This is a genomic window from Ancylobacter novellus DSM 506, from assembly GCF_000092925.1.
In the GTDB taxonomy this organism is placed as follows: domain Bacteria; phylum Pseudomonadota; class Alphaproteobacteria; order Rhizobiales; family Xanthobacteraceae; genus Ancylobacter; species Ancylobacter novellus.
The window spans coordinates 2,405,021-2,428,256 of the sequence record NC_014217.1 but is presented as its reverse complement, the minus strand read 5'-3'; the positions used below and the strand labels follow the sequence as shown (position 1 = coordinate 2,428,256).

The window sequence follows — 23,236 nt, the reverse complement described above, 5'->3', positions numbered from 1 at the left end:
CGCCATGGCACGCCGCTTCGTCGTCCTCGACGTCTTCACCGATCGGACGCTGTCCGGTAACCCGCTCGCCGTCGTGCTCGACACCGATGGGCTCGACGGCAACCACATGCAGGCCATCGCCCGCGAGTTCAATCTCTCGGAGACGGTGTTCGTCACCAAGCCGCAGGAGGAGGGCAGCCGCGCGCGGCTGCGCATCTTCACCATCAACCACGAACTGCCCTTTGCCGGCCATCCGACCGTCGGGGCGGCGGTGCTGCTCGCCATGCGCGACGGGGTCGAGACCTCGACCGACTTCGTGCTGGAGGAGAATGTCGGTCCGGTCGCCTGCCACGTCACGGTCAAGCGCGAGCGGCTCGGCAGCGCCACCTTCACCGTGCCGCGCATCCCCGAGATCATCGATGCCGAGCCGATGAGCCGGGAAGCCTGCGCGCAGGCGCTGGGCCTCGACACCTCGGACATCGGCTTCGACGACTATTCCCCGGTCATCGCCTCGGCCGGCGTGCCCTTCGTCTGCGTGCCGCTCGCCTCGCGCTCGGCGCTGGCGCGCATCAGCCCCAGCGCAGCGCGGCTGATCGGCACCTTCGGCGGTGGCGCGGACTCGGTCTACGTCTTCTGCCGTGACGAGGACGGCGAGGGCGATTTCCGCGCCCGCATGTTCGCCGCCAACATGGGCATCGACGAGGACCCGGCGACCGGCTCGGCCGCCGCCTCGCTCGCCGCCGTGCTGCTCGCCGGCGAGAAGCCGGGCGAGGGCTTCCATGCCTATGACATATTGCAAGGTGTAGAAATCGGGCGTTCCAGCCTCATCCGGCTCGGCCTGCAGGTGACCACGGGCGAGCTGACGGCCGTCACCATCGGCGGCGGGGCGGTTATCGTCTCGGAGGGTATGCTCCATGTCTGACGGCGTGGCCGCGAGGCCGGAGACGGCAGGGCGGCCGGCGGAGGGCGGGTGAACCGGCCGCTGCCGCCGGGGCCGACCATCCTCGAGCTCGACCACGTGGAGATGGGGTTCGAGCCGGCGCCCTATGCCTTCACCGCGACCGAGCGCGCGGCGATCGACGCCTATTACGCCGGCAAGCTGCATGCCAATCCCGAACTGTGGAACGGGCGCGTGCTGATCCTCGCCTCGCACCGCTTCGAGGGACGCTCGCTCCTCGGCCGCTATGCCGAGAGCGACTATGCCTCGCTGCTCTGGCTCATCGGCGGCAATCCGCCCCACCCGCGCGCGCGGCTGTGCTTCTCCATGGGCGCCCTGCGCGGCGCCGATGGCGGCTTCGTGCTGGTGCGCATGGCGGCGTGGACCGCCAATGCCGGGCGCATCTATTTCGCCGCCGGCACGCCGGATCCTTCCGACCTCACTGCGGACGGGCGCGTCGATCTCGAAGGCAGCATGCTGCGCGAATTCGAGGAGGAGACCGGCATCGCCGCCGCCGAGGTCCGCCTCGCCCCGACATGGACCGCGCTCTATGACGAGCGTCGGATCGCGCTGATGCGCCAGCTCGTTGCCCGCGAGGAGGCCGAGGTGCTGGCGGCACGCATCCGTGCCTTCGCCGCCGGCGAGGAGCGCTCGGAGATCGACGAGGTCTTCGTCATGCGCGGCCCGGACGATTTCCGCGAGGGCACCACGCCTTTTCTGCGCGCCTATCTCGCCGCCGCCTGGGAAGCGGATAAGTTGGGAAGCGGATAGAATAGGGCGTTGAATTTTCGGACCGGACAGTTCGAAAATGGCATACCGCTCGCATGAACGGTACGACACGGGGCCGCGATTGGCGCGCCGCCGTGCTTTTCTCGGGGGAGGTTCTCAACATGCCGCGCAAGTCGTCTGGTTCCCTGCCGCTTTTTTCGTCAGCCGCGCTCGACCGTCGGCAAATGCTGGCGCTCGGTGCCGGCGCCGCCGCTCTGACGGCCTTCGGGAGCGGCGAGGTGCTCGCCGCCAAGGCCAAGCCGATCAAGGTCGCCGCCATCTACACCGTGCCGGTGGAGCAGCAATGGGTGTCGCGCATCCACAAGGCGCTGAAGGCGGCCGAGGCGCGCGGCGACATCACCTACAAATTCTCCGAGAACGTCGCCAACACCGACTATGAGCGCGTCATGCGCCAATATTCGCAGGAAGGCGCCGACCTCGTCGTCGGCGAGGTGTTCGCGGTGGAGCGCCCGGCCCGCAAGGTGGCGGCCGACTATCCCAAGACCGCCTATCTGATGGGCTCGTCCTTCGGCCCGACCAAGCCGAACTTCTCGGTGTTCGACAACTTCATCCACGAGCCGTCCTACCTGACCGGCATGGTGGCGGGGAAGACCACCAAGTCGAACGTCATCGGCCTCGTCGGCGGCTACGCCATCCCCGAGGTCAACCGGCTGATGCAGGCCTTCATGGAAGGTGCCAAGGCGGTGAACCCGAACGTGAAGTTCATCGTCACCTTCATCAACTCCTGGTACGACCCGCCCAAGGCCAAGGAGGCCGCCTTCGCCCAGATCGACAAGGGCGCGGACATTCTCTACGCCGAGCGCTTCGGCGTCTCCGACGCCGCCAAGGAGCGCGGCGTGAAGGCGATCGGCAACGTCATCGATACGTCGAGCCAGTACCCCGGCACGGTGATCGCCTCGGCGCTGTGGCAGATGGAGCCGACCATCGACAAGGCGATCAAGGAGGTGATCGACGAGACCTTCGTCGCCGCCGATTACGGCCCCTACAGCTACATGGCCGAGGGCGGCGCCAGCCTAGCCCCGCTCGATCCCAAGGTGGTGCCGCCGGAGGTGATCGACATGGTCCTTCTCAAGGAGAAGGAGATCAAGGACGGGCTGTTCCGCGTCAACGTCAATGACGCCGAGCCGAAGTCGACGATGTGAGGCGGATCGTCGTCATCCCGGCCGTAGCGCACAGCGCGTAGAGCCGGGATCGTGACCCAGCCACCCTTCTTCCCTCATCCCCGGGCTTGACCCGGGGATCCAGGGGACTGGGTGCGCCCGGTCACTGGGTGCCCGGGTCGAGCCCGGGCATGAGGGCCTGTCGGTTGGGCCGCTTCCCTGACGTGGATATTCGATGCACCTCGATCCCCGCCCGCTCGTCCTCTCGCTGATCGGCATCACCAAGCGGTTCGGCCCGCTGACGGCGAACGACCATATCGACCTCGACGTGCGTGCCGGCGAGATCGTCGCGCTGCTGGGTGAGAACGGTGCCGGCAAGACCACGCTGATGAGCATCCTATTCGGCCACTACGTCGCCGATGAAGGCATGGTCTCCATCGCCGGCGCGGACGGACAGCTGACGCCCCTGCCAGGCGGCTCGGCGGAAGCGGCGCTGGCGGCGGGCATCGGCATGGTGCACCAGCATTTCGCGCTGGCCGAGAACCTCACCGGCTTCGAGAACATCGTGCTCGGCACGCGCCCGCTCTGGAGCTTCGGCCTGGGAGGCCGCGAGGCGCGGGCCAAGATCGAGCGGCTGATCGCGGAAAGCGGGCTCAATGTCGATCTCGACGTGAAGGTGGCGCGGCTCTCGGTCGGAGAGCAGCAGCGCATCGAGATATTGAAGGCGCTCTATCGCGACGTGCGCGTGCTCATCCTCGACGAGCCGACCGCCGTGCTGACCCCGCAGGAGGCGGACGGCCTGTTCGCCACCGTGCGCAAGCTCAGCGCCAAGGGGCTGGCGGTGATCTTCATCAGCCACAAGCTGCACGAGGTGCTGGCGCTGTGCGAGCGCGTCGTCGTGCTGCGCGGCGGCGCCAAGGTCGCCGACCGGCCGACCGCCGGGGCCGACCGGGAGATGTTGGCGGAGCTGATGGTCGGGCGTGCCATCCCCCCGCGCGAGCGCCCGCCGGCGACACCTGGCGCGCCGGTGCTGAGCCTGAAGGGCGTCAGCGTCGGCAAGCCGGGCGAGCGCGACCGGCTGGAGGATGCCGATCTCGACGTGCGCGCCGGCGAGATCGTCGGCATCGCCGGCGTCTCGGGGAACGGGCAGGGGGCGCTCGCCGCACTGGTGGCGGGGCTCGCGGCTCCCCGGACCGGGCAACTGCACATCTGCGGCCAGCCGGCAGTGGCAGCCGATCCGCGCGCGCGTCTAGCCGCCGATGTCGGCCGCATTCCGGAGGACCGCCACCGCGACGGCACCATCGGCGCGCTGTCGGTGGCGGAGAACTATGTGCTGGAGACCATGGGCGCGCCGGAGAACCAGAGCTTCGGCTTCATCCGCCGCGCCGACATCCGCGCGCGGGCGGCCGCGGCGATCCGCGCCTATGACGTGCGCTGCCCCGGGCCGGGCGCCTCGATCCGCGCGCTGTCGGGCGGCAACATGCAGAAAGTCGTGCTGGCGCGGGTACTTGAGCGCGAGCCGAAGCTGGTGCTGGCGCATCAGCCGACGCGCGGGCTCGACATCGGCGCCACCACCGATGTCCACCGCCGCCTCATCGCCGCCCGCGGACGCGGCGCGGCCGTGCTGCTGATCTCCGAGGACCTCGACGAGCTCTTCGCCTTGTCCGACCGCATCGCCGTCGTCCATGCCGGCCATCTCTCGCCGGCGATGGATGCGGGAAATCTCGACGTGAAAACAGTGGGTTTGATGATGGCGGGCCACTCGGCAGGGGAGGCGGCATGATCCGCTTCGTCCCGCGCGAACGCACCCCGGTCTGGCTCACCATCGCCGTCTCCATCGGCTCCGGCCTTGCAGCGCTATTGCTGACTGCCATCCCCCTGGCGCTGACCGGCGCGCCGGTGTTCACCGCTTTCGTGTTGATGGCACAAGGCGCGGCGGGCGACGGCTTCGCGCTGGCGGAGACGCTGACCCGTGCCACGCCGCTGATCTTCACCGGTCTCGCCGCGGCCGTCGCCTTCCGCGCCAAGCTCTGGAATATCGGCGCCGAGGGCCAGCTCTATGCTGGCGCGCTCGCGACCGTGGCGCTCGGCGCCGGGCTGATCGAGGCGCCGCCCTATGTCCTTGTCCCGCTTGTGCTGATCGGCGCCGCAGCCGCCGGGGCGGCGCTGCTGCTGGTGCCGGTGCTGTTCAAGGCCCGCTTCGGCGCCGACGAGGTGGTGGTGACACTGCTGATGAACTTCATCGTGCTGCTCTTCGTGCAGATGATGCTGGAAGGGCCGATGAAGGACGAGATGGCGCTGGGCTGGCCGCAATCCGCGCCCGTGCTCGACGAGGCGACGTTGCCCAAGCTGGTGACGGGACTGCGGCTGCATTGGGGCCTCGTGCTGGCGGTCGTCGCCGCCGTGCTGCTGCACGTCTTCATCTCCCGCACGGTGTGGGGCTTCCGCATCCGCGCCGTGGGCGAGAACGCCCGTGCCGCGCGTTATGCCGGCCTGCCGGTGGGCAAGGCGATGGCGCTGGTCGGCATCCTCTCCGGCGGGCTCGCAGGGCTCGCCGGCGCCAGTGAAGTAGCTGGTCTGAAAGGATATCTCACTGCCGACCTGTCACCCGGCTTCGGCTATGCCGGCATCGTGGTGGCGACATTGGCCAACCTGTCGCCGCTCGGCGTCGTCCCCGCCGCCATCTTCGTTGCCGGCGTGTTCGTCGGCGCGGATTCGATGAGCCGCGCCATCGGCATCTCCAACTACCTCGCCGACCTCGTCGTCGCCTTCGCCCTGCTCAGCGTGCTGGTGGGCGGGCTGCTGACGCGGTTCCGCATCGTTTTCGTCCGCCGGGAGCCCGCCTGATGCTCGAGGCGCTCGACATCCTCCTCCAGGCCAATTTCTGGGCCGCCACCATCCGCATCGCCACGCCGCTGATCTTCGGCGTGCTCGGCGCGCTGCTCTGCGAGCGGGCGGGGGTGCTGAACCTCGGCATCGAGGGCATCTTCGTCGCCGGCGCCATGTCCGGCTGGCTCGCGGTTTATCTCGGTCTGCCGCTCTGGGGCGGCGTGCTGGTGGCGGCAGCAACCGGCGCCGCGTTCGGCTTCCTGCACGCCCTGCTGACCGTGCCGCTCGGCCTGTCGCAGCATGTGACGGGCATCGGCGTCACGCTGCTGGCGACATCGGTGAGTTATTTCGGCTACCGCGTCGCCTTCCCGAACGTGGCGACGCCGCCGCGCATCGAGCCCTTCCCGCCGCTGGACGTGCCGTTCTTCGGCGACCTGCCCTTCATCGGGCCGATCCTCGACCAGCAGAGCGCTTTCACCGTGCTGGCCTTCATCTGCGTCGGCGTGCTGGCGGTGGTGCTGGCGCGCACGCCGCTCGGCCTCGCCCTGCGCGCCGTGGGTGACAACCCGGAAGCGGTTGAGGCGCAGGGACTTTCGGTCGTCGCGCTGCGCATGGGCGCGGTGATGGCCGGCTCGGCGCTGATGGCGCTCGGCGGCGCCTTCCTCACGCTCTCGGCCTTCAACGCCTTCTATTTCGGCATGATCAACGGGCGCGGCTGGGTATGCATCGCGCTTACCGTCTTCGCCTCCTGGCGACCGGGCAAGGCGCTGCTCGGCGCGCTGCTGTTCGGCGCGCTCGACGCCTACCAGCTGCGCATCCAGACCATCGCCGGCGGCGTCGTGCCGAGCCAGATCTTCCTGATGCTGCCCTACATCTTCTCCATCGCCGCGCTTGTGCTGGTGGCACGCCGCGCCGACTATCCGCGGGCCCTGATGAAGCCCTACTTCAAAGGCCAGAGATAAACGGAATCCCGGATGAGCTTCGACCTGATCGTCAAGAACGCCCGCCTGCCCGACGGGCGCACCAGCATCGACATCGCCTGCGAGGGCGGTCGCATCGTCGCGATGGAGCCGAACATCGAGGCCGAGGCGGGCCGGGTCATCGACGCCGGCGGCAAGCTCGTCTCGCCGCCCTTCGTCGACCCGCATTTCCACATGGACGCGACGCTCTCGCTCGGCCTGCCGCGGCTCAACACCTCCGGCACGCTGCTGGAGGGCATCGCGCTCTGGGGGGAGTTGAAGCCGCTATTGACCCATGAGGCGGTGATCGAGCGGGCGCTGCGCTATTGCGACCTCGCGGTCAGCCAGGGTCTGCTCGCCATCCGTTCGCATGTCGACATCTGCGACGACCGGTTGCTCGCCGTCGAGGCGCTGCTCGACGTCAAGGAGCGGGTGAAGGACTATATCGACCTCCAGCTCGTCGCCTTCCCGCAGGACGGCTATTACCGCTTCCCGACCTCGGTGCAGAACCTCGATCGTGCGCTCGACATGGGCGTCGACGTGGTCGGCGGCATCCCGCATTTCGAGCGCACCATGGCCGACGGCGCCGCCTCGGTGAAGGCGCTGTGCGAGATCGCCGCCGCGCGCGGCCTGCTCGTCGACATGCATTGTGACGAGAGCGACGATCCGATGTCGCGCCACATCGAGACGCTGGCCTATGAGACGCAGCGGCTCGGCCTGAAGGGCAGGGTGACCGGCTCGCACCTCACCTCCATGCACTCCATGGACAACTACTACGTCTCCAAGCTCATCCCGCTGATGGCCGAGGCAGGGGTGCATGCCATCGCCAACCCGCTGATCAACATCACCATCCAGGGCCGGCACGACACCTATCCCAAGCGCCGCGGCATGACCCGCGTGCCGGAGCTGCGCGCGGCCGGCATCAATGTCGGCTTCGGTGGCGACTGCGTGATGGATCCCTGGTACTCGCTCGGCTCCGGCGACATGCTGGAGGTGGCGCATATGGCGCTGCATGTCGGCCAGATGACCTCCCGCGAGGCGATGAATTGGTGCTTCGAGGCGGTGACGAACAATTCCGCCCGGATCATGCATCTCGACGGCTACGGGCTGGAGCCGGGCTGCAACGCCGACTTCGTCGTGCTGCAGGCGGCCGACCCGATCGAGGCGCTGCGGCTCAAGGCGGCGCGGCTGTTCGTGGTGCGGCGCGGGCGCGTCATTGCCGAGGGCGCGCCGCGCGTCTCCGCGCTCGACCTGCCGGGCCGCCCGGCGCTGGTCGACCCCGCCTCCTATGCGCCGCACACCCATTAGCCGTCATCCCGGACGGCCGCAGGCCGATCCGGGATCGCAGCCAGAATGGAGAGCGATCCCGGCTCGCGCGGAGCCTGTCCTCGGGCTTGCCGGAGGCAAGACCCGTGGGCTTGGCCGGGATGACGGAGATCAATAATGGCTGCCGGGCAGCACGATCACCGTGGGCTTGGCCGGCAGTGTCTCGCGTGACAGCAGGAGGTGCGGGTCCTCCCGCCGCTCTATGGCGTATTGGCTGCTGGCAAAGCGGCCGAGGAAGCGGTCGAGCGTGCTCTGGTTGAAATAGTGCATCGGGATGACGACCGGCGCCTGCAGCGCCTTGAGCACCTCGATCATGCCGTCGACATCGAGCGTGTAGCTGCCGTCGACCGGCGCCAGCACCACGTCGATGCGGCCGAGCGCGCCGAGGTCCTGCTCGGTCAGCGTATGGTGCAGATGGCCGAGATGGGCGATGCAGATGTCGGCGGCGCGGAAGATGAAGATCGAATTGCCGTTCAGGATCGTGCCGCCGGTATAGTCGCGGATATTGGTCTGGAGGTTGCCGATCCAGAGATCACCGACCTGCATGTCGTAATGGACAGGGTCGCGATCCTCGCGCCAGCCCTTGAGCACATATTCGATGCGGGGGTCCGGATTGAGCGAATAATGGGTCAGGTGCGCCCGGTTCATGGTGGCGACGCGCGGTGTGAGGTCGGGCCTGACGTAGTCGTTGTAGTCGGTGGCGACGGTCACCCCGCCGGCGGTCTCGATCAGGAAGGTCGAGTGGCCGATATAGGTAAGGTTGACATGCTTCGGCTCGACATAGGCGGCAGGCACCGCCTTCGGGGCCAGGGCGTCGAGGAAAGGGCTCTTGGCCACCAGCTTCGGGCAGCGGTCAGCCTGGGCAAGGGCCGGCGCGGCACCGAAGGCCATCGCGACCGTGGCAAGGGCGAAGAGGCACACGGTCGCGAAGCGCGTCATCACGGGACTCCGGCTGGTGTCCCATCATCATCTTCTGCCGCCTGTCGCAGCGCGAGTAACAGTTTCGTGGCGCTTCCCTTGGGCAATCCTCAGCGTGCCCTATCGTCATCCCGGCCGAGCGCAGCGCGAGCCGGGATCGCTCTCCAATGTTTGCGCGATCCCGGACCGGCCTTCGGCCGTCCGGGATGACGAAGAAGGGGAGCGCGCGCAGCCTCAGCGCAGGAAGGGGTTGGTCCGCTTCTCCAGCGCGATATTCGTGGCGTTGCCGTGCCCGGGCAGGACGGTGAAGGCGTCCCCGAGCGGCAGGATCTTCTCCTTGATGCCCCGGATCAGAAGCGGGCCGTCGCCATAGGGGAAGTCGGTGCGGCCGACGGAACGCTGGAACAGCGTGTCGCCGACGATAGCGAGGCGGTTGTCGCGGTTCACCAGCACGATATGGCCCGGCGTATGGCCGGGCACATGCAGCACGTCGAAGGTGACGCCGCCGATATCGAGCGTGTCGCCTTCCTTCAGCCAGCGGTCCGGCGTCACGGCGCGGCCGGGGATGCCGGTGCGCACGCCGTCGGCGGGCAAATTGTCGAGCAGGAACTTGTCACCCTCATGCGGCCCCTCGACCGGGATGTTCAGCGTCTCGGCGAGTTCGGCGGCGCCGGCGGCATGGTCGATATGGCCATGGGTCAGCACGATCTTCTCAGGGATGACCTCCAGCTCCTTGAGCGCCGCGAGGATGCGCGGGATGTCGCCGCCCGGATCGATCACCGCGCCCCGCTTGCTGGTCTCGTCCCAGACGATCGAACAATTCTGCTGGAACGGGGTGACGGGAACGACGGCGACCTTCAGTTCGGGCATGACGGCTCCTTGGCTTGGGCGGGCGGAATGTGGCCACTTCCATGCCGAGGCGCAAGGCAGCGCACGCCTCGCCGCCTTGTGGCTCTTGGGCGCCAATGCTATCTGCGCCGGCCATGAGCACCGAGCCCGTCGCCAACATCCGCAACTTCTCCATCGTCGCCCATATCGACCATGGGAAGTCGACCCTCGCCGACCGCCTGATCCAGCAGACGGGCGGGCTGTCCGAGCGCGAGATGACCGAGCAGGTGCTCGATTCAATGGACATCGAGCGCGAGCGCGGCATCACCATCAAGGCGCAGACTGTGCGCCTCTCCTACACGGCGAAGGACGGCAAGGAATACGTCCTCAACCTCATCGACACACCCGGCCATGTCGACTTCGCCTATGAGGTGAACCGCTCGCTCGCCGCCGTCGAGGGTTCGCTGCTGGTGGTCGACGCCAGCCAGGGCGTCGAGGCGCAGACGCTGGCCAACGTCTACCAGGCCATCGACAACAACCACGAGATCGTCCCGGTCCTCAATAAGGTCGACCTGCCGGCCGCGGAGCCGGATAAGGTGAAGGAGCAGATCGAGGACGTGATCGGCCTCGATGCCTCCGACTCCGTGCTCATCTCGGCCAAGACCGGTCTCGGCATCCCCGACGTGCTGGAAGCCATCGTCACCCGCCTGCCGCCGCCCAAGGGCGACCGCGAGGCGCCGCTGAAGGCCCTGCTGGTCGATAGCTGGTACGACGTCTATCTCGGCGTCGTCGTGCTGGTGCGCATCGTCGACGGCGTGCTGAAGAAGGGCCAGCGCATCAAGATGATAGGCTCGAACGCGGTCTACGACGTCGACCGCGTCGGCGTGTTCACGCCCAAGATGGTGGCGATGACCGAGCTCGGCCCGGGCGAGATCGGCTTCCTCACCGGCTCGATCAAGGAAGTCGCGGATACCCGCGTCGGCGACACCATCACCGAGGAGAAGCGCCCGACCGCCGAGGCGCTGCCGGGCTTCAAGCCGGCGCAGCCGGTGGTGTTCTGCGGCCTATTCCCGGTCGACGCGGCCGATTTCGAGGATCTTCGCGCCGCCATGGGCAAGCTGCGCCTCAACGATGCGAGCTTCTCCTTCGAGATGGAGACTTCGGCGGCGCTCGGCTTCGGCTTCCGCTGCGGCTTCCTCGGCCTCCTGCACCTTGAGATCATCCAGGAGCGGCTGGAGCGCGAGTTCAATCTCGACCTGATCGCCACCGCGCCGTCGGTGATCTACCAGATCGAGATGAACGACGGCACGGTGCTCGATCTGCACAACCCGGCCGACATGCCGGACGTGGTGAAGATCAAGGAAATCCGCGAGCCGTGGATCCGCGCCACCATCCTTACCCCCGACGACTATCTCGGCGCGGTGCTCAAGCTCTGCCAGGACCGGCGCGGCAACCAGATCGAGCTGACCTATGTCGGCTCGCGTGCCATGGTGACCTATGACCTGCCGCTCAACGAAGTGGTGTTCGACTTCTATGACCGGCTGAAATCGATCTCGAAGGGCTACGCCTCGTTCGACTACCAGATCACCGATTACCGTCCCGGCGACCTGGTGAAGATGTCGATCCTGGTCAACGCCGAGCCGGTCGACGCGCTCTCCATGCTGGTCCACCGCACCCGCGCCGAATATCGCGGCCGCGCCATGTGCGAGAAGCTGAAGGACCTGATCCCGCAGCACCTGTTCCAGATCCCGATCCAGGCCGCCATCGGCGCCAAGATCATTGCCCGCGAGACCATCCGCGCGCTGCGCAAGGACGTTACCGCCAAGTGCTATGGCGGCGACATCACCCGCAAGCGCAAGCTGCTGGAGAAGCAGAAGGAGGGCAAGAAGAAGATGCGCCAGTTCGGCAAGGTGGAGATCCCGCAGGAAGCCTTCATCGCCGCGCTGAAGGTCGACGACTGAGCCTTCGCTACCCAATTGCGGGATTTTGTGCTGACATCCCGGTGCCTCGGCACTAGGGGAGAACGCACATGGCGTACAAATTCGAAGTCTACAAGGACAAGTCCGGCGAATTCCGCTTCCGTTTCAAGGCCTCGAACGGTGAGACCATGTTCACGTCGGAGGGCTACAAGGCCAAGGCCTCGGCGGTAAGCGCGATCGAATCGATCAAGAAGAACTCTCCCGGCGCCGGGACCGACGACACGACCAAGGAGTGATCGCTCCGGTCGGCCACCAAAGCTGCTGACAACGAAAAGGCCGGGCGCGAGCCCGGCCTTCCCGCTTCACCGTGCAGCCTGCCTCAGATCAGGTAGGGCGGCACGTGATAGTACTCGTTGACCTTGCGGTCCCAGTCACGGTCCTCCCAGGAGCCTTCGTCGGCATTGGCGTGGTGCGGCGCGCCGCGCAGCTGCTCCTCGGTGATGTCGACGACATAGCCGTCGAGGCCCTCGTCGTATTTCAGCAGCGACCACGGCAGCGGGTAATAGTCCTCGCCGAAGCCGAGGAAGCCGCCGAAGCTCATCACGGCATAGGCGGTCTGGCCGCTCAGCTTGTCGATCATCACCCGATCGATCGAGCCGATGCGGTCGCCATTCGGCCGATAGACCGCGGTGCCTTCCACCTTGTCGCTGCCAATGAGCGTGCGCGTCTCGCGCGCCTCAAGGTTCTGTTGTGTACTAGACATTTGATCTGCCTCCCATTTTGCCGAAGCTCTGGAGGGAGAACGTCGAGTGTTCGGTGGAGTTCCGCGAAGATGCCGGTTCTTCACGATGCTTTCGGCCGGAACAACTTGAAAACATTATCGTGAACGCGGGCTTGACGGTGTTTGGGGGCCGAACAACCCATCCCTCCGAGCGGTAGCGCCCGGCGCGGCCGGCAGATATCTTCGCGCCGCACTTGCGAAGGAGAATCACGCCATGGCCGGCAACCTTTTCGGGATGGATCGCCGGAGCCTGCTCCGGCTCGCCGGCGCAGCGGCGACGGGCGTGCTCGGTGGCGTGCTTCCTGTCCGCGCGCAAAAGGCGGACCCGGTCGACGTCGATGCGCTCAAGCCCGGCGAATTCGTCTGGTATCCGGACCGCGCGCCGGAAGGCTACGTCGCCATCATCGTCTCGCTGCCGGACCAGCGGTGCTATGTGTACCGCAATGGCGTGCGCATCGGCGTCTCCACCTGCTCGACCGGCAAGCCCGGGCACCAGACGCCGGTGGGGGTGTTCACCATCCTACAGAAGGACGTGGTGCATCACTCCTCGATCTATGACGATGCCTCCATGCCCTATACGGAGCGGCTCACCTGGTCGGGCGTGGCGCTGCATGCGGGCGGGCTGCCGGGCTACCCGTCCTCGCATGGCTGCGTGCACCTGCCGCTCGCCTTCGCTAAGCTCTTGTTCGGCATCACACATTACGGCACGCCGGTGATCATTGCCGACTCGCATTCCGAGCCGGTGGACGTGCTGCACCCTGGCCTCGTGCTGCCGGCGGATGCCACCACGGCGATCCAGAAGGACAACCCGAAGAACCCGAACGGCACGCCCGATACCGCCGCCGCGCCCGACCCGGCGCAGGACGCGGTGACAATGATCATCAGCGGCGCCGACAAGCGGCTCACCGTGATCAAGGACGGTGCCGAGGTCCTGACCGCTCCCGTCACCATCAAGGACCCGCAGACCCCGCTCGGCAACGTGGTCTATGTGCTGAAGAATGTCAGCGGCGAGGTGTCCTGGACGGCCTTATCCTTTGAAGGCAATGGCGTTTCCGGCGGGAAGGCGGCTAGCGCTATCGACCGCATCACCGTCGCGCCGGAGGCGAACCAGCAGCTCTCCAAGCTGCTGGTGCCCGGCTCGACGCTGTTCATCACCGAACTCTCCGCCGCGCCGGAAACGAGATCGGGCAAGGACTTCGTGATCCTGTCGCAGGCGGTGAGCTGAGGGAGGCGGCGATGGCGCGGCACCTCGGACGGCTCGCGACACTGGTGGCATTTTTGGTGACATTTGGCGGCGCAGCGGTGGCGCAGGTGACAACCTCCGCCGTCGACACCACCCCAGCCAAGCAGGTCTTCGGCGCGCAGCGCGACCCCGCGCCGATGGCCGCGCGCGCCATCGGCTTCTACTCGAAGGGTTGCCTGGCCGGCGGCGAGGCGCTGCCGGTGAACGGCAAGACCTGGCAGGCGATGCGGCTGTCGCGCAACCGCAACTGGGGCCATCCGCGGCTCGTCGCCTTCCTCGAGCGCTTCTCCGCCCAGGTGCCCACTGTCTCGACCTGGCCCGGCATCCTCGTCGGCGACATGGCGCAGCCGCGCGGCGGGCCGATGCTGAGCGGCCATGCCTCGCACCAGATCGGCCTCGACGCCGACATCTGGCTCACCCCCATGCCGCGCCGTGAATTCACCCGCGACGAGCGCGAGAAGCTCTCCGCCACGATGATCGTGCGCCCCGACCGGCTCGACGTCGACAAGCGGGTATGGACGCCCTCGCTGGTCAACGTCATCCGGGCGGCGGCGCAGGATGACGAGGTCGAGCGCGTGCTGGTCAACGCGGCGATCAAGAAGGCGCTGTGCCGCGCCGCCACCGGCGAGCGCTCCTGGCTACAGAAGGTGCGGCCCTATTGGGGGCACGACTACCACATGCATGTGCGCCTCTCCTGCCCGAAGGACAGCCCGGACTGCCGGCCGCAGGACCCGGTCGTGCCGGGCGAGGGCTGCGGCAGCGAGCTGGACTGGTGGTTCTCCGACGCCAACCTGCATCCCAAGCCGCCCAAGGAGCCGCCCAAGCCCAAGCCGCCGATGATGCTGAAGGACCTGCCCGCCGCCTGCCGCGAGGTCGTGCTGGCGCCGTGAGGGGCCTCAGCCCCGCCCATCCTCCAGCAGCATCGCCGCGGCCTTCTCGGCGATCATCATGGTGGGGGAGTTGGTGTTGCCGGAGGTGATGGTCGGCATCACCGAGGCATCGGCGACCCTCAGCCCGGCAATGCCGAACACCCGCAGCCGCTCGTCCACCACGGCCAGGGGATCGCTCGCCAGCCCCATCTTCGCCGTGCCGACGGGGTGGAAGATCGTCGTGCCGATGTCGCCGGCCGCCCGTGCCAGCGCCTCCTCGGTGTCGACGACGGAGGGTCCGGGCAGGACCTCGTCGGGGCGGTAGGGCGCCAGCGCCTTCTGCCCGACGATGCGGCGGGCGACGCGGATGCTGTCGGCGGCGACGCGCCTATCCTCCTCGGTGGCGAGGTAGTTCGGGCGGATGCGCGGGGCGAGCGCGCCGTCCGCCCCCGCGAGGTCGAGGCGGCCGCGGCTGGTCGGGCGCAGGTTGCACACGCTCATGGTGAAGGCGGGATAGGGGTGCAGCGGCTCGCCGAACTTGCCGAGCGACAGCGGCTGCACGTGGAATTCGAGGTCGGCGCGCTCCTTCTCCGGGCGCGAGCGGGTGAAGATGCCGAGCTGCGAGGGCGCCATGGTCAGCGGCCCGCGCTGGAACAGGGCGTATTGCAGGCCCATCTTCGCCCGGCCGAAGAGCGAGCGGTACTGCTCGTTCAGCGTCGGCACGCCGGCGACCTTGTAGATCAGCCGCAATTGCAGATGGTCCTGCAGATTGGCGCCTACGCCCGGCATATCCTTCACCACGGGAATGCCGTGCTGCGCCAGCTCCCCGCCGGGGCCGATCCCTGAGAGCTTCAGGAGGTGAGGGGAACCGATGGCGCCCGCCGCCAGCACCACCTCGGCGCGGGCGCGGGCGACATGCGTCACGCCATTCTGGCGGTAGAAGACGCCCACGGCGCGCCCGTCCTCAACCAGCAGGCGCTCGGTATGGCAGCCGGTCTCCAGCCGGAGGTTCGGGCGGGAGAGCACGGGCTTGAGGAAGCCGCGCGCGGCGCTCCAGCGGAAGCCGCGCTTCTGGTTCACCTGGAAATAGGACGAGCCCTCATTGTCGCCGGTGTTGAAGTCCGGCACCGCGGGGATGCCGGCCTGTTCGGCGGCGACGCGCACCTCGTCCAGCAGCTTCCAGGTCAGGCGAGGCGCCTCGACCCGCCATTCCCCGCCGGCGCCGTGGAATTCGCCGGAGCCGAGATACTGGTCCTCGTGGCGCTTGAACACCGGGAGCACGTCGTCCCAGCCCCAGCCGGCGAGCCCGAGCTGGCGCCAGTGATCGTAATCGGCGGCCTGGCCGCGCATGTAGATCATGGCGTTGATGGCCGAGGAGCCGCCGATGGTCTTGCCGCGCGGATAGTTGAGGACGCGCCCGTTCAGCCCGGCCTCGGCCTCGGTCTTGTAGCACCAGTCGGCGCGCGGATTGCCGATGGCAAAGAGATAACCGACCGGGATGTGGAACCAGATCCAGTTGTCACGCCCGCCGGCTTCCAGCACCAGAACGCGGTGCTTCGGGTCGGCGGAGAGCCGGTTGGCCAGCACGCAGCCGGCGGAGCCGGCGCCGACGACGATGTAGTCATAGGTCTCGGCGTCGGTCGGGGCGGTTGCGGCGATGGTCACGGCGGCACCTGTGGATCGGATTCCGATGCCGGCAAACTGCCGGCCGCCTCGCGCGGCGGCAAGGCGAAATCGTGCGCAAGGGGTTTTCGCGGGTGAGCGGTGGAGGGAGGAGACAATGACGGACGAGCATCCTTCGAGGCCCGGCTCCGCCGGGCACCTCAGGATGAGGTCGTGCCTGAATGTGAGGCAAGTCCGCTCAAGTCTTTCAACTCACAACCTCATCCTGAGGTGAGAGCGAAGCGAGCCTCGAAGGATGGTCGTCCGGGAGCGGCTTACTCGCGACCGGAAGGACGTCGCGCCGCCGCCCGGATGAGCTCCCAGTCGCCGCGTGCCAGTGCTTCTTTCTTGGCGCGGCTCCAGCCCTTGATCTGGCGTTCGGCGGCGATGGCGTCCGTTATCCCGGAGAAGTGCTCCGACCAGATCAGCGTCACCGGTCGACGGCGAAAGGTGTAGCCGGGAAAGGCACCGCTTTGATGCTCCACGAGACGCTGTTCCAGCGTGCCTCGGGTCGAGCCGACATAATAGGAGCCATCCGCACAGCGGAGCATGTAGACGAAGGCTCCCATGACTGTTCCAGGCTTTCCATCCTTCGAGGCTCGCTGCGCTCGCACCTCAGGATGAGGTCACTCTTGGGGAAAGAACAACCATCCTCATCCTGAGGTGCAGCTGCGCTCGCGCCTCAGGATGAGGTCGCTTTTGGGAAAACGACCATCCTCATGCTGAGGTGCCGGCCGTCAGGCCGGCCTCGAAGCACGCAGCACAGCTCCCTACTGCGTCAGCCGGGTGGCGAAATAGGCGATGCTGCGGGCGTAGACCTCGGCCTTGTTCCAGCCGCGCAGGGCGCCCATGTTCGCGCCGTTCTCCCAGGACGGGCCGCTCCAGCCATAGCCGCGCAGATAGTTGGCGGTGGAGGCGAGCACGTCCGGCACGCTGCGGATCAGGTCGGCGTGGCCGTTGCCGTCGAAGTCGACGGCGAAGCGCACATAGGAGGTCGGCATGAACTGGGTCTGGCCGAGTTCGCCGGCCCAGGCGCCGCGCATCTCGCCAATCGAGAGGTCGCCGCGCTGGACGATGCGCAGCGCATCGAGAAGCTGGCCGGTGAAGAAGCCGGAGCGGCGACAATCATAGGCCAGCGTCGCCAGCGAGCGGAACACCGGCATCTTGCCCTGGTTGACGCCGAAATCGGTCTCCATGCCCCAGATCGCGACGAGGATCGGCCCCGGCACGCCGAAGCGCTGCTCGATGCGCGCGAGCAGGCCGGCGTGCTGCCGCAGCATCGCCTTGCCCTTGGAAATGCGCCCGGCCCCGACGCGGTTGGCGACGAACTGTTCGAAGCTCTGCTTGAAGTGCTTCTGGTTGCGGTCGAGGCTGATCACCCTGGTGTCGTAGCTCAGGCCGTCGAGAGCCCTCACCGCGCCGGGCGAGATGCCCTGGGCCGCGGCGGCCTGCCGGAAGTCGCGCAGCCAGGCATCGAATCCCGCGCCGGTGTCGCCGCAGGGCGCGCCAAGCGCGGGCGTCGCCAGTGGCGCCAGCAGGGCGGCGACGAGCCCCGCGCGCTTGAGGCACTTGATGACGTGATCGATCATGTCCGTTCCCCCGGTGAGCCACGCTCATGCCCAGCATGCCTGAGGGAAATGAACGGCCGGTATCGAGAAAAGGTCCACTGCCTTTCGCTGCCCGTGCCGAGCGCCGTCATCCTGCGCCTTCCCTCATATCCCGATGCGCCCGAAGCCGGGCAGCTTGATGCCCGGCCGGCGGATGTCGAGCCCGGCGATGGCGCCGAACAGGTTGATCTCGACACCCTCCACCCAGGCCAGGGTCAGCCCGGCATAGCCGTCGAAGGAGACGCGCAAGCCGGTGCGCGAGGGGGCGAGGCCGATCCAGTCGCCGTCGATGGGGAAGTCCTTGCCGATGGCGGTGGGGGGCAGGGCGACCGCCATCTCCGGCACCTGGCTGACCACATAGGCGGTGAAGGTGTTGGAGTTCGGCCCCGGCCAGACATGGTAGTCACCGGCCAGCGCGTAAGGGTAGCTCTCGACCGCTTCGCGCAGCTTCGGGATCAGATGCTCGGCGTCGGCGCCCGTGGCCTCGAACACCACCTCCGGGTCGTTGCCGTACCAGCGCCCGTCCGGCGCGTAGCCATTGTGGCGGATCGGTCGGCCCCAGCCGACCTTGTCGTAGCGCTCATAGGCGGGAGCGCCCGGCTCCTTGAAGACGATCCAGCTATGCACCGCGAAGATGCCGCGCCAGCGGCCGACGCGGGCGGCGTAGATGCGCACCATGGCTTGCGGGTGCGCGGCGGCGGGCGGCAGCGTGCCGGTGCTCGACCAGTCGGCGCTGTGCCAGCTTCGCGTCCAGTCGACCTCGTGCCACTGCACCAGCGCATGCGCGCCGAGCGGCAGCGCAAAGAGCAGGGCGAAGCTCAGCAGGGTGAAGCGGGCGGCGCGCAGCATCGTGCCGAATGTGTCCGCGAGGGTGCATGAATCCAAGAGACCACAACGCGTTTGCCGCTTCGCACGCGAAAATGTGTCCGGGCGGCCAACGGCGCCGTGCAGATCAGTTGCGATTGGTTCGCAACAGCATTGACAGCGATTGTGCGGCGCGCCATCTTTAATGCAAATCATTCGCAATAGCGGCTTATTATTCGAAAGCGGGTCGATGCTCGACAGGTTGCAGGCGGAAGCTGCCGGGTGGCGGCGCGAGCGCGGTGAGAAGGCGCTGGCCGAGGTGCATGGCAGCATCGCGGTGCCGAAGAAGTCCGGCATCTGGCGCTTCTTCGCCTTCATGGGGCCGGGCTACCTGGTCGCCACCGGCTATATGGACCCGGGCAACTGGGCGACCTCGCTCGCCGGCGGCTCCAAGTTCGGCTACGGGCTTCTGACCGTCGCGCTGCTCTCCAACATGATCGCGATCCTCTTGCAGGCGCTGTGCTCGCGGCTCGGCGTGGCCTCGGGGAGGGACCTCGCCCAGGCCTGCCGCGACGCCTTCCCGCGCCCGGTCGGCTTCGTGCTGTGGCTGCTGGCGGAGGCGGCGATCTGCGCCACCGACCTCGCCGAGGTGATCGGCACGGCGATCGGCCTGAACCTCCTGTTCGGCATCCCGCTGGAGATCGGCGTCGTCATCACCGCGCTCGACGTGTTCCTGATCCTGTGGCTGCAGAATCTCGGCTTCCGCTTCGTCGAGGCGCTGGTGGTGGCGCTGCTCGCGGTCATCGCCGCCTGCTTCGGCATCCAGATCGCGCTGGCCGACCCGAACTGGGGCGAGGTGATCCGCGGCTTCGCGCCGACCACCGAGATCGTGCGCAACCCCGACATGCTCTATCTCGCGCTCGGCATCCTCGGCGCGACGGTGATGCCGCACAATCTCTACCTCCACTCCGCCATCGTGCAGACCCGCCGGCGCGAGGACACGCTGGAGGGCAAGCGCGACGCCATACGCCTCGCGACGTGGGATTCGACGCTGGCGCTGATGTTCGCGCTGACCATCAACGCCTCCATCCTCATCCTCGCCGCCTCGACCTTCCATGCCGGCGGCGCCGGCGAGGTGGCCGACCTCGGCAAGGCGCACGAACTGCTCAACCCGCTGCTCGGCAGCGCCATGGCGCCGACTTTGTTCGCCATCGCGCTTCTGTGCTGCGGCATCAATTCGACGGTGACCGCCACCATCGCCGGACAGGCGGTGATGGAGGGCTTCCTCAATATCCGCCTCGCGCCGTGGCTGCGCCGGCTGATCACCCGCGCCATCGCCATCGTGCCGGCGGCGGCGGTGACCATCGCCTATGGCGAGCGCGGCGCCGGCTCGCTGCTGATCCTCAGCCAGGTCATCCTCAGCCTGCAACTGCCCTTCGCGGTGGTGCCGCTGATCATGTTCACGGCGGACAAGCGCAAGATGGGCGTGCTGGTGGCTCCGCGCTGGCAGACCGTGCTCGCCGTGCTCGCCGCCGCGCTGATCATCTCCCTCAACGCCAAGCTGGTGTTCGACTTCATCACCGGCGCTTGATCGCCACCGGCGCCCGCCGACCAAGGTCCGTCTTGCGCCTGTCGCCGGCTCGGGCTCTCATTCGCTCCGGAACGGGCGTGAGCGAGGGCGGCGATGGACGCGGGAACGAGCTTCTTCGGCGATCTGCTCGGCACCATAGCCGAGCGCGGCCGGGCGCTGCTCGATATCGGGCGCGAGCGCCGGCCCGCCGGCGCCATCCGCGCGGCCGGCATCGCCGATCTGTGCGAGCGGCTGCTGTCGGGCCGTGGCGAAGCTTCCGGCGTGGCGCTGGCGCAGGAGATCCTCGTCGCCTACCGCACGCTGCGCACCGGCGAGCGCGTCGCCTTCTTCGAGACGCTGGCGAATGATTTCGGCCCCGACGCCGCCCGGCTGGAGGCGGCGCTCGCCGCCCATGTGAAGGCGCCTTCCACCCGCACTGTGGCGGAGCTGCACGGCGCCAGCGAGCCGCGCCGGCAGGAACTGGTGCGCCGGCTGAACCTCGCTCCCGGCGCCACCGGCCGGCTCGTCGCCATGCGCGCGGACCTGCTCGACGCCCTTGCGCGCCGGCCCGATCTGGCCGATGTCGACCGCGACTTCGTGCATCTGTTCACGTCCTGGTTCAATCGGGGGTTCCTCGTGCTGCGCCGTATCGACTGGTCGACGCCCGCCAGCGTGCTGGAGAAGATCATCCGCTATGAGGCGGTGCACGAGATCCGCGACTGGAACGATTTGCGTGCCCGCGTCGATTCACCGGACCGGCGCTGCTACGCCTTTTTCCATCCGGCGCTGGTGGACGAGCCGCTGATCTTCGTCGAGGTGGCGCTCACCCGCGACATACCGGAGGCCATCGCGCCGATCCTCGAGGCCAAGCGCACGCCGCTCGACCCGGCGAATGCGAAGACGGCGGTGTTCTATTCGATCTCCAACTGCCAGACCGGCCTCGGCGGGGTGAGCTTCGGCAATTTCCTCATCAAGCAGGTGGTGGAGGAGATCTCCCGCGAATTCCCCAAGCTGACGAACTTCGTCACCCTATCGCCGGTGCCGCGCTTCCGCGCCTTCGTCGAGGCGGAGCGGGCCAATCCTGCCTCCGCCGTCCTGACCGCCGAGGACCGCGCCGCGCTCGACGCCTTCGAGGCCGGGACGGGGGACGACGAGGCGCGCCGCACGCTGCGCCCGGTGATCGAGGCGCTGGCGGCGCACTATTTCCTCGTCGCCCGCTCGGCCAAGGGCAAGCCGCTCGATCCCGTCGCGCGCTTCCATCTCGGCAATGGCGCGCGTCTGGAACGCATCGACCCCTTCGGCGACCTGTCGCCGCGCGGCATGAAGCAGGCGCTGGGGCTGATGGTGAACTACCGCTATGTGCTCGACGACATCGAGAAGAACCACGAGGCGTTCTTCGACCGCGGCACCATCGTCGCCAGCCCGCAGGTGAAGAAGCTGCTGCGGGCGGATAGCCACCCGGTGCCGGCGGTGCGCGAGGCGGCGGGGTAGGGTTTTCTCGGTCATCCCGGACGGCCGAAGGCCGAGCCGGGATCGTTTTCAGGAAGAGAGCGGCACGCGATCCCGGCTCTCGCTGCGCTCGGCCGGGATGACGGCTGAATGGGTTCCCGCGCCGGCGGTGCGCGAGGCGGCGGGGGAGGGGGGTGAATCCACAGGACACCCTCATCCTGAGGCGCGAGCGGAGCGAGCCTCGAAGGATGGTCGCTCGAGCGCACCCGGACGAGCATCCTTCGAGGCCCGGCTTGCGCCGGGCACCTCAGGATGAGGTTCATCGGGGTGAGAAAGGGATTGCCGACCCGTACTGTGATCAGCGCGTAAGCTTGACAGCGTGCGCGCCCTTATGCCCGATGCCCGCACCCTCGGTGGCCAGTCTGGCGCCGGCGTCCGGAGCGTTCCATGCGGTTTCTTCCCCATCTCCTGAAGCGCTTCGTCCATAAGGGCCGGCTCGTCGTCATAGAGCCGGACGGGAAGCGCACCTTCTTCGGCAGCGGGGAGGACGGGCCGGAAGTCGTCATGCGCATCCATGACGACAAGCTCGACCGCGAACTGTTCCTCAATCCCGAGCTGGTCTCGGCCGAGGCCTATATGGACGGGCGGCTGACCTTCGAGGACGGCTCAACCGTCTATGACCTGCTCTATCTGTTCTCGATCAACCGGCGCGGGCTCGCCTCGCACCCGGTTCAGCAGGCGCTCAGGCGCGGCTGGCGGGCGCTGCGCCGCTGGCACCAGTCGAACCCCTTGAAGCGGGCCGCCAGCAATGCGCAGAGCCATTACGACCACCCGCCGGAGTTCTACGCGCTCTGGCTCGACAGCCGGATGATCTATTCCTGCGCCTATTTCCCGACGCCCGAGACCTCGCTGGAGGACGCGCAGGAGGCGAAGCTGCGCCACATCGCGGCCAAGCTGAAGCTGGAGCCCGGCATGCGGGTGGCGGAGATCGGCTCGGGCTGGGGGGCGCTCGCGATCTATCTGGCGAAGCTCGGCGTGCATGTCACCGCCATCAACGTCGCCACCGAGCAATTGGCGGAATCGAAGAAGCGGGCGCAGGCGGCCGGCGTCGCCGACCGCATCACCTTCTTCGAGCGCGATTATCGCGAGCTCACCGGCACCTTCGACCGCGTGGTCTCGGTCGGCATGATGGAGCATGTCGGCGTCGGGCATTTCGACGATTACTTCAACACCATCAAGCGGCTGCTGGCGCCCGGCGGCTTCGCCATGATCCACGCCATCGGCCGCATGTCGCCGCCCGGCACGACGGCGCCCTTCATCCGCAAATACATCTTCCCCGGCGGCTATGTGCCGGCCATGTCGGAGGTGTTCGCCTCGCTGGAGCGCACCGGCCTGTGGACCGCCGACTGCGAGGTGCTGCGGCTGCACTATTACTGGACCATCCGCCACTGGCGGCTGAACTTCGAGGCCAAGCGCCCCGAGGTCGTCGCCATGATGGGCGAGCGCTTCGCGCGGATGTGGGAGTTCTATCTCGCCGCCGTCGAGCTTGGCTTCCTGCACGGCTCGAACATGGTGTTCCAGCTGCTGCTGGCGAATGAGCGCGACGCGGTGCCGGTGGTGCGCGACTTCATCGTCGACGAGGAGCGGGCGCTGGCGAGGGGATAACC

General features: G+C 67.8%; 21 protein-coding genes. 14 read left to right on the top strand and 7 right to left on the bottom strand.

The features are described from left to right. Nucleotides 1–4: 4 nt before the first annotated feature. The 7 genes from SNOV_RS11540 (at nucleotide 5) to SNOV_RS11510 (ending at nucleotide 7,901) form a co-directional block, all read left to right on the top strand. Entirely contained in the window at nucleotides 5–901 is an 897-nt protein-coding gene (locus tag SNOV_RS11540) for a PhzF family phenazine biosynthesis protein (RefSeq protein ID WP_013167109.1), read from the top strand. 48 nt (nucleotides 902–949) lie between these two features. Further along, nucleotides 950–1,687: an NUDIX hydrolase gene (locus SNOV_RS11535; protein WP_013167108.1), complete on the top strand. Its 738-nt coding sequence runs from the start codon at nucleotides 950–952 to the stop codon at nucleotides 1,685–1,687. 119 nt (nucleotides 1,688–1,806) lie between these two features. After that, a complete protein-coding gene (locus SNOV_RS11530; protein ID WP_013167107.1) occupies nucleotides 1,807–2,847 on the top strand; it encodes a BMP family protein in 1,041 nt (346 codons plus the stop codon). Between the two features lie 193 nt (nucleotides 2,848–3,040). After that, nucleotides 3,041–4,588, top strand: a complete 1,548-nt coding sequence (locus SNOV_RS11525; protein ID WP_013167106.1) for an ABC transporter ATP-binding protein — start codon at nucleotides 3,041–3,043, stop codon at nucleotides 4,586–4,588. Next, a complete protein-coding gene (locus tag SNOV_RS11520) occupies nucleotides 4,585–5,652 on the top strand; it encodes an ABC transporter permease (RefSeq protein ID WP_013167105.1) in 1,068 nt (355 codons plus the stop codon). Before SNOV_RS11525 ends, SNOV_RS11520 begins: the two co-directional genes overlap by 4 nt. Continuing rightward, on the top strand, nucleotides 5,652–6,596 hold the full coding sequence (locus SNOV_RS11515) for an ABC transporter permease (protein WP_013167104.1): 945 nt from the start codon (nucleotides 5,652–5,654) through the stop codon (nucleotides 6,594–6,596). Before SNOV_RS11520 ends, SNOV_RS11515 begins: the two co-directional genes overlap by 1 nt. 12 nt (nucleotides 6,597–6,608) lie before the next feature. Next, the gene (locus SNOV_RS11510) at nucleotides 6,609–7,901 is read left to right on the top strand and encodes an amidohydrolase family protein (protein WP_013167103.1); all 1,293 of its coding nucleotides are present in this window, start codon (nucleotides 6,609–6,611) and stop codon (nucleotides 7,899–7,901) included. Nucleotides 7,902–8,030: 129 nt separating this feature from the next. On the opposite strand, the gene SNOV_RS11505 is transcribed toward SNOV_RS11510, so the two are convergent. Then, nucleotides 8,031–8,858, bottom strand: a complete 828-nt coding sequence (locus SNOV_RS11505) for an MBL fold metallo-hydrolase (protein WP_013167102.1) — start codon at nucleotides 8,856–8,858, stop codon at nucleotides 8,031–8,033. A gap of 213 nt (nucleotides 8,859–9,071) precedes the next feature. Then, nucleotides 9,072–9,707 carry an MBL fold metallo-hydrolase gene (locus tag SNOV_RS11500; protein ID WP_013167101.1) on the bottom strand — a complete coding sequence of 212 codons (636 nt, stop codon included), beginning with the start codon at nucleotides 9,705–9,707 and terminating at the stop codon, nucleotides 9,072–9,074. A 113-nt stretch (nucleotides 9,708–9,820) separates the two neighbouring features. Between SNOV_RS11500 and lepA the strand changes: the two genes are divergently transcribed. Together lepA and SNOV_RS11490 are read left to right on the top strand one after the other, a co-directional pair. Next, a complete protein-coding gene (gene lepA, locus SNOV_RS11495) occupies nucleotides 9,821–11,626 on the top strand; it encodes a translation elongation factor 4 (protein WP_013167100.1) in 1,806 nt (601 codons plus the stop codon). Between the two features lie 68 nt (nucleotides 11,627–11,694). Then, nucleotides 11,695–11,880, top strand: coding sequence for a YegP family protein (locus SNOV_RS11490; RefSeq protein ID WP_013167099.1), 186 nt, complete (start codon nucleotides 11,695–11,697; stop codon nucleotides 11,878–11,880). A gap of 83 nt (nucleotides 11,881–11,963) precedes the next feature. Here SNOV_RS11490 and SNOV_RS11485 read toward each other — a convergent pair whose 3' ends face one another. Beyond that, a complete protein-coding gene (locus SNOV_RS11485; RefSeq protein ID WP_013167098.1) occupies nucleotides 11,964–12,347 on the bottom strand; it encodes a PRC-barrel domain-containing protein in 384 nt (127 codons plus the stop codon). A gap of 232 nt (nucleotides 12,348–12,579) precedes the next feature. Between SNOV_RS11485 and SNOV_RS11480 the strand changes: the two genes are divergently transcribed. Beyond that, a complete protein-coding gene (locus SNOV_RS11480) occupies nucleotides 12,580–13,590 on the top strand; it encodes a L,D-transpeptidase (RefSeq protein WP_013167097.1) in 1,011 nt (336 codons plus the stop codon). An 11-nt stretch (nucleotides 13,591–13,601) separates the two neighbouring features. After that, entirely contained in the window at nucleotides 13,602–14,498 is an 897-nt protein-coding gene (gene mepA / locus SNOV_RS11475; protein ID WP_013167096.1) for a penicillin-insensitive murein endopeptidase, read from the top strand. A gap of 6 nt (nucleotides 14,499–14,504) precedes the next feature. Here mepA and SNOV_RS11470 read toward each other — a convergent pair whose 3' ends face one another. The 4 genes from SNOV_RS11470 to SNOV_RS11455 form a co-directional block, all read right to left on the bottom strand. After that, nucleotides 14,505–16,142, bottom strand: coding sequence for a GMC family oxidoreductase (locus tag SNOV_RS11470; RefSeq protein ID WP_013167095.1), 1,638 nt, complete (start codon nucleotides 16,140–16,142; stop codon nucleotides 14,505–14,507). Between the two features lie 272 nt (nucleotides 16,143–16,414). Beyond that, nucleotides 16,415–16,708, bottom strand: a complete 294-nt coding sequence (locus tag SNOV_RS11465) for a GIY-YIG nuclease family protein (RefSeq protein ID WP_013167094.1) — start codon at nucleotides 16,706–16,708, stop codon at nucleotides 16,415–16,417. Between the two features lie 201 nt (nucleotides 16,709–16,909). Beyond that, nucleotides 16,910–17,728 (bottom strand): lytic murein transglycosylase, encoded by an 819-nt coding sequence (locus SNOV_RS11460; protein WP_013167093.1) that lies wholly within the window; start codon nucleotides 17,726–17,728, stop codon nucleotides 16,910–16,912. Between the two features lie 123 nt (nucleotides 17,729–17,851). After that, nucleotides 17,852–18,595, bottom strand: a complete 744-nt coding sequence (locus tag SNOV_RS11455; protein ID WP_013167092.1) for a DUF3750 domain-containing protein — start codon at nucleotides 18,593–18,595, stop codon at nucleotides 17,852–17,854. Between the two features lie 205 nt (nucleotides 18,596–18,800). On the opposite strand from SNOV_RS11455, the gene SNOV_RS11450 reads away from it, so the two are divergent. The 3 genes from SNOV_RS11450 (at nucleotide 18,801) to SNOV_RS11440 (ending at nucleotide 23,234) form a co-directional block, all read left to right on the top strand. Next, nucleotides 18,801–20,141: an Nramp family divalent metal transporter gene (locus SNOV_RS11450; protein WP_013167091.1), complete on the top strand. Its 1,341-nt coding sequence runs from the start codon at nucleotides 18,801–18,803 to the stop codon at nucleotides 20,139–20,141. Nucleotides 20,142–20,234: 93 nt separating this feature from the next. After that, nucleotides 20,235–21,611 carry a malonyl-CoA decarboxylase gene (locus tag SNOV_RS11445; RefSeq protein ID WP_013167090.1) on the top strand — a complete coding sequence of 459 codons (1,377 nt, stop codon included), beginning with the start codon at nucleotides 20,235–20,237 and terminating at the stop codon, nucleotides 21,609–21,611. A 405-nt stretch (nucleotides 21,612–22,016) separates the two neighbouring features. Continuing rightward, nucleotides 22,017–23,234: an SAM-dependent methyltransferase gene (locus SNOV_RS11440; RefSeq protein WP_013167089.1), complete on the top strand. Its 1,218-nt coding sequence runs from the start codon at nucleotides 22,017–22,019 to the stop codon at nucleotides 23,232–23,234. Nucleotides 23,235–23,236 lie beyond the last annotated feature (2 nt).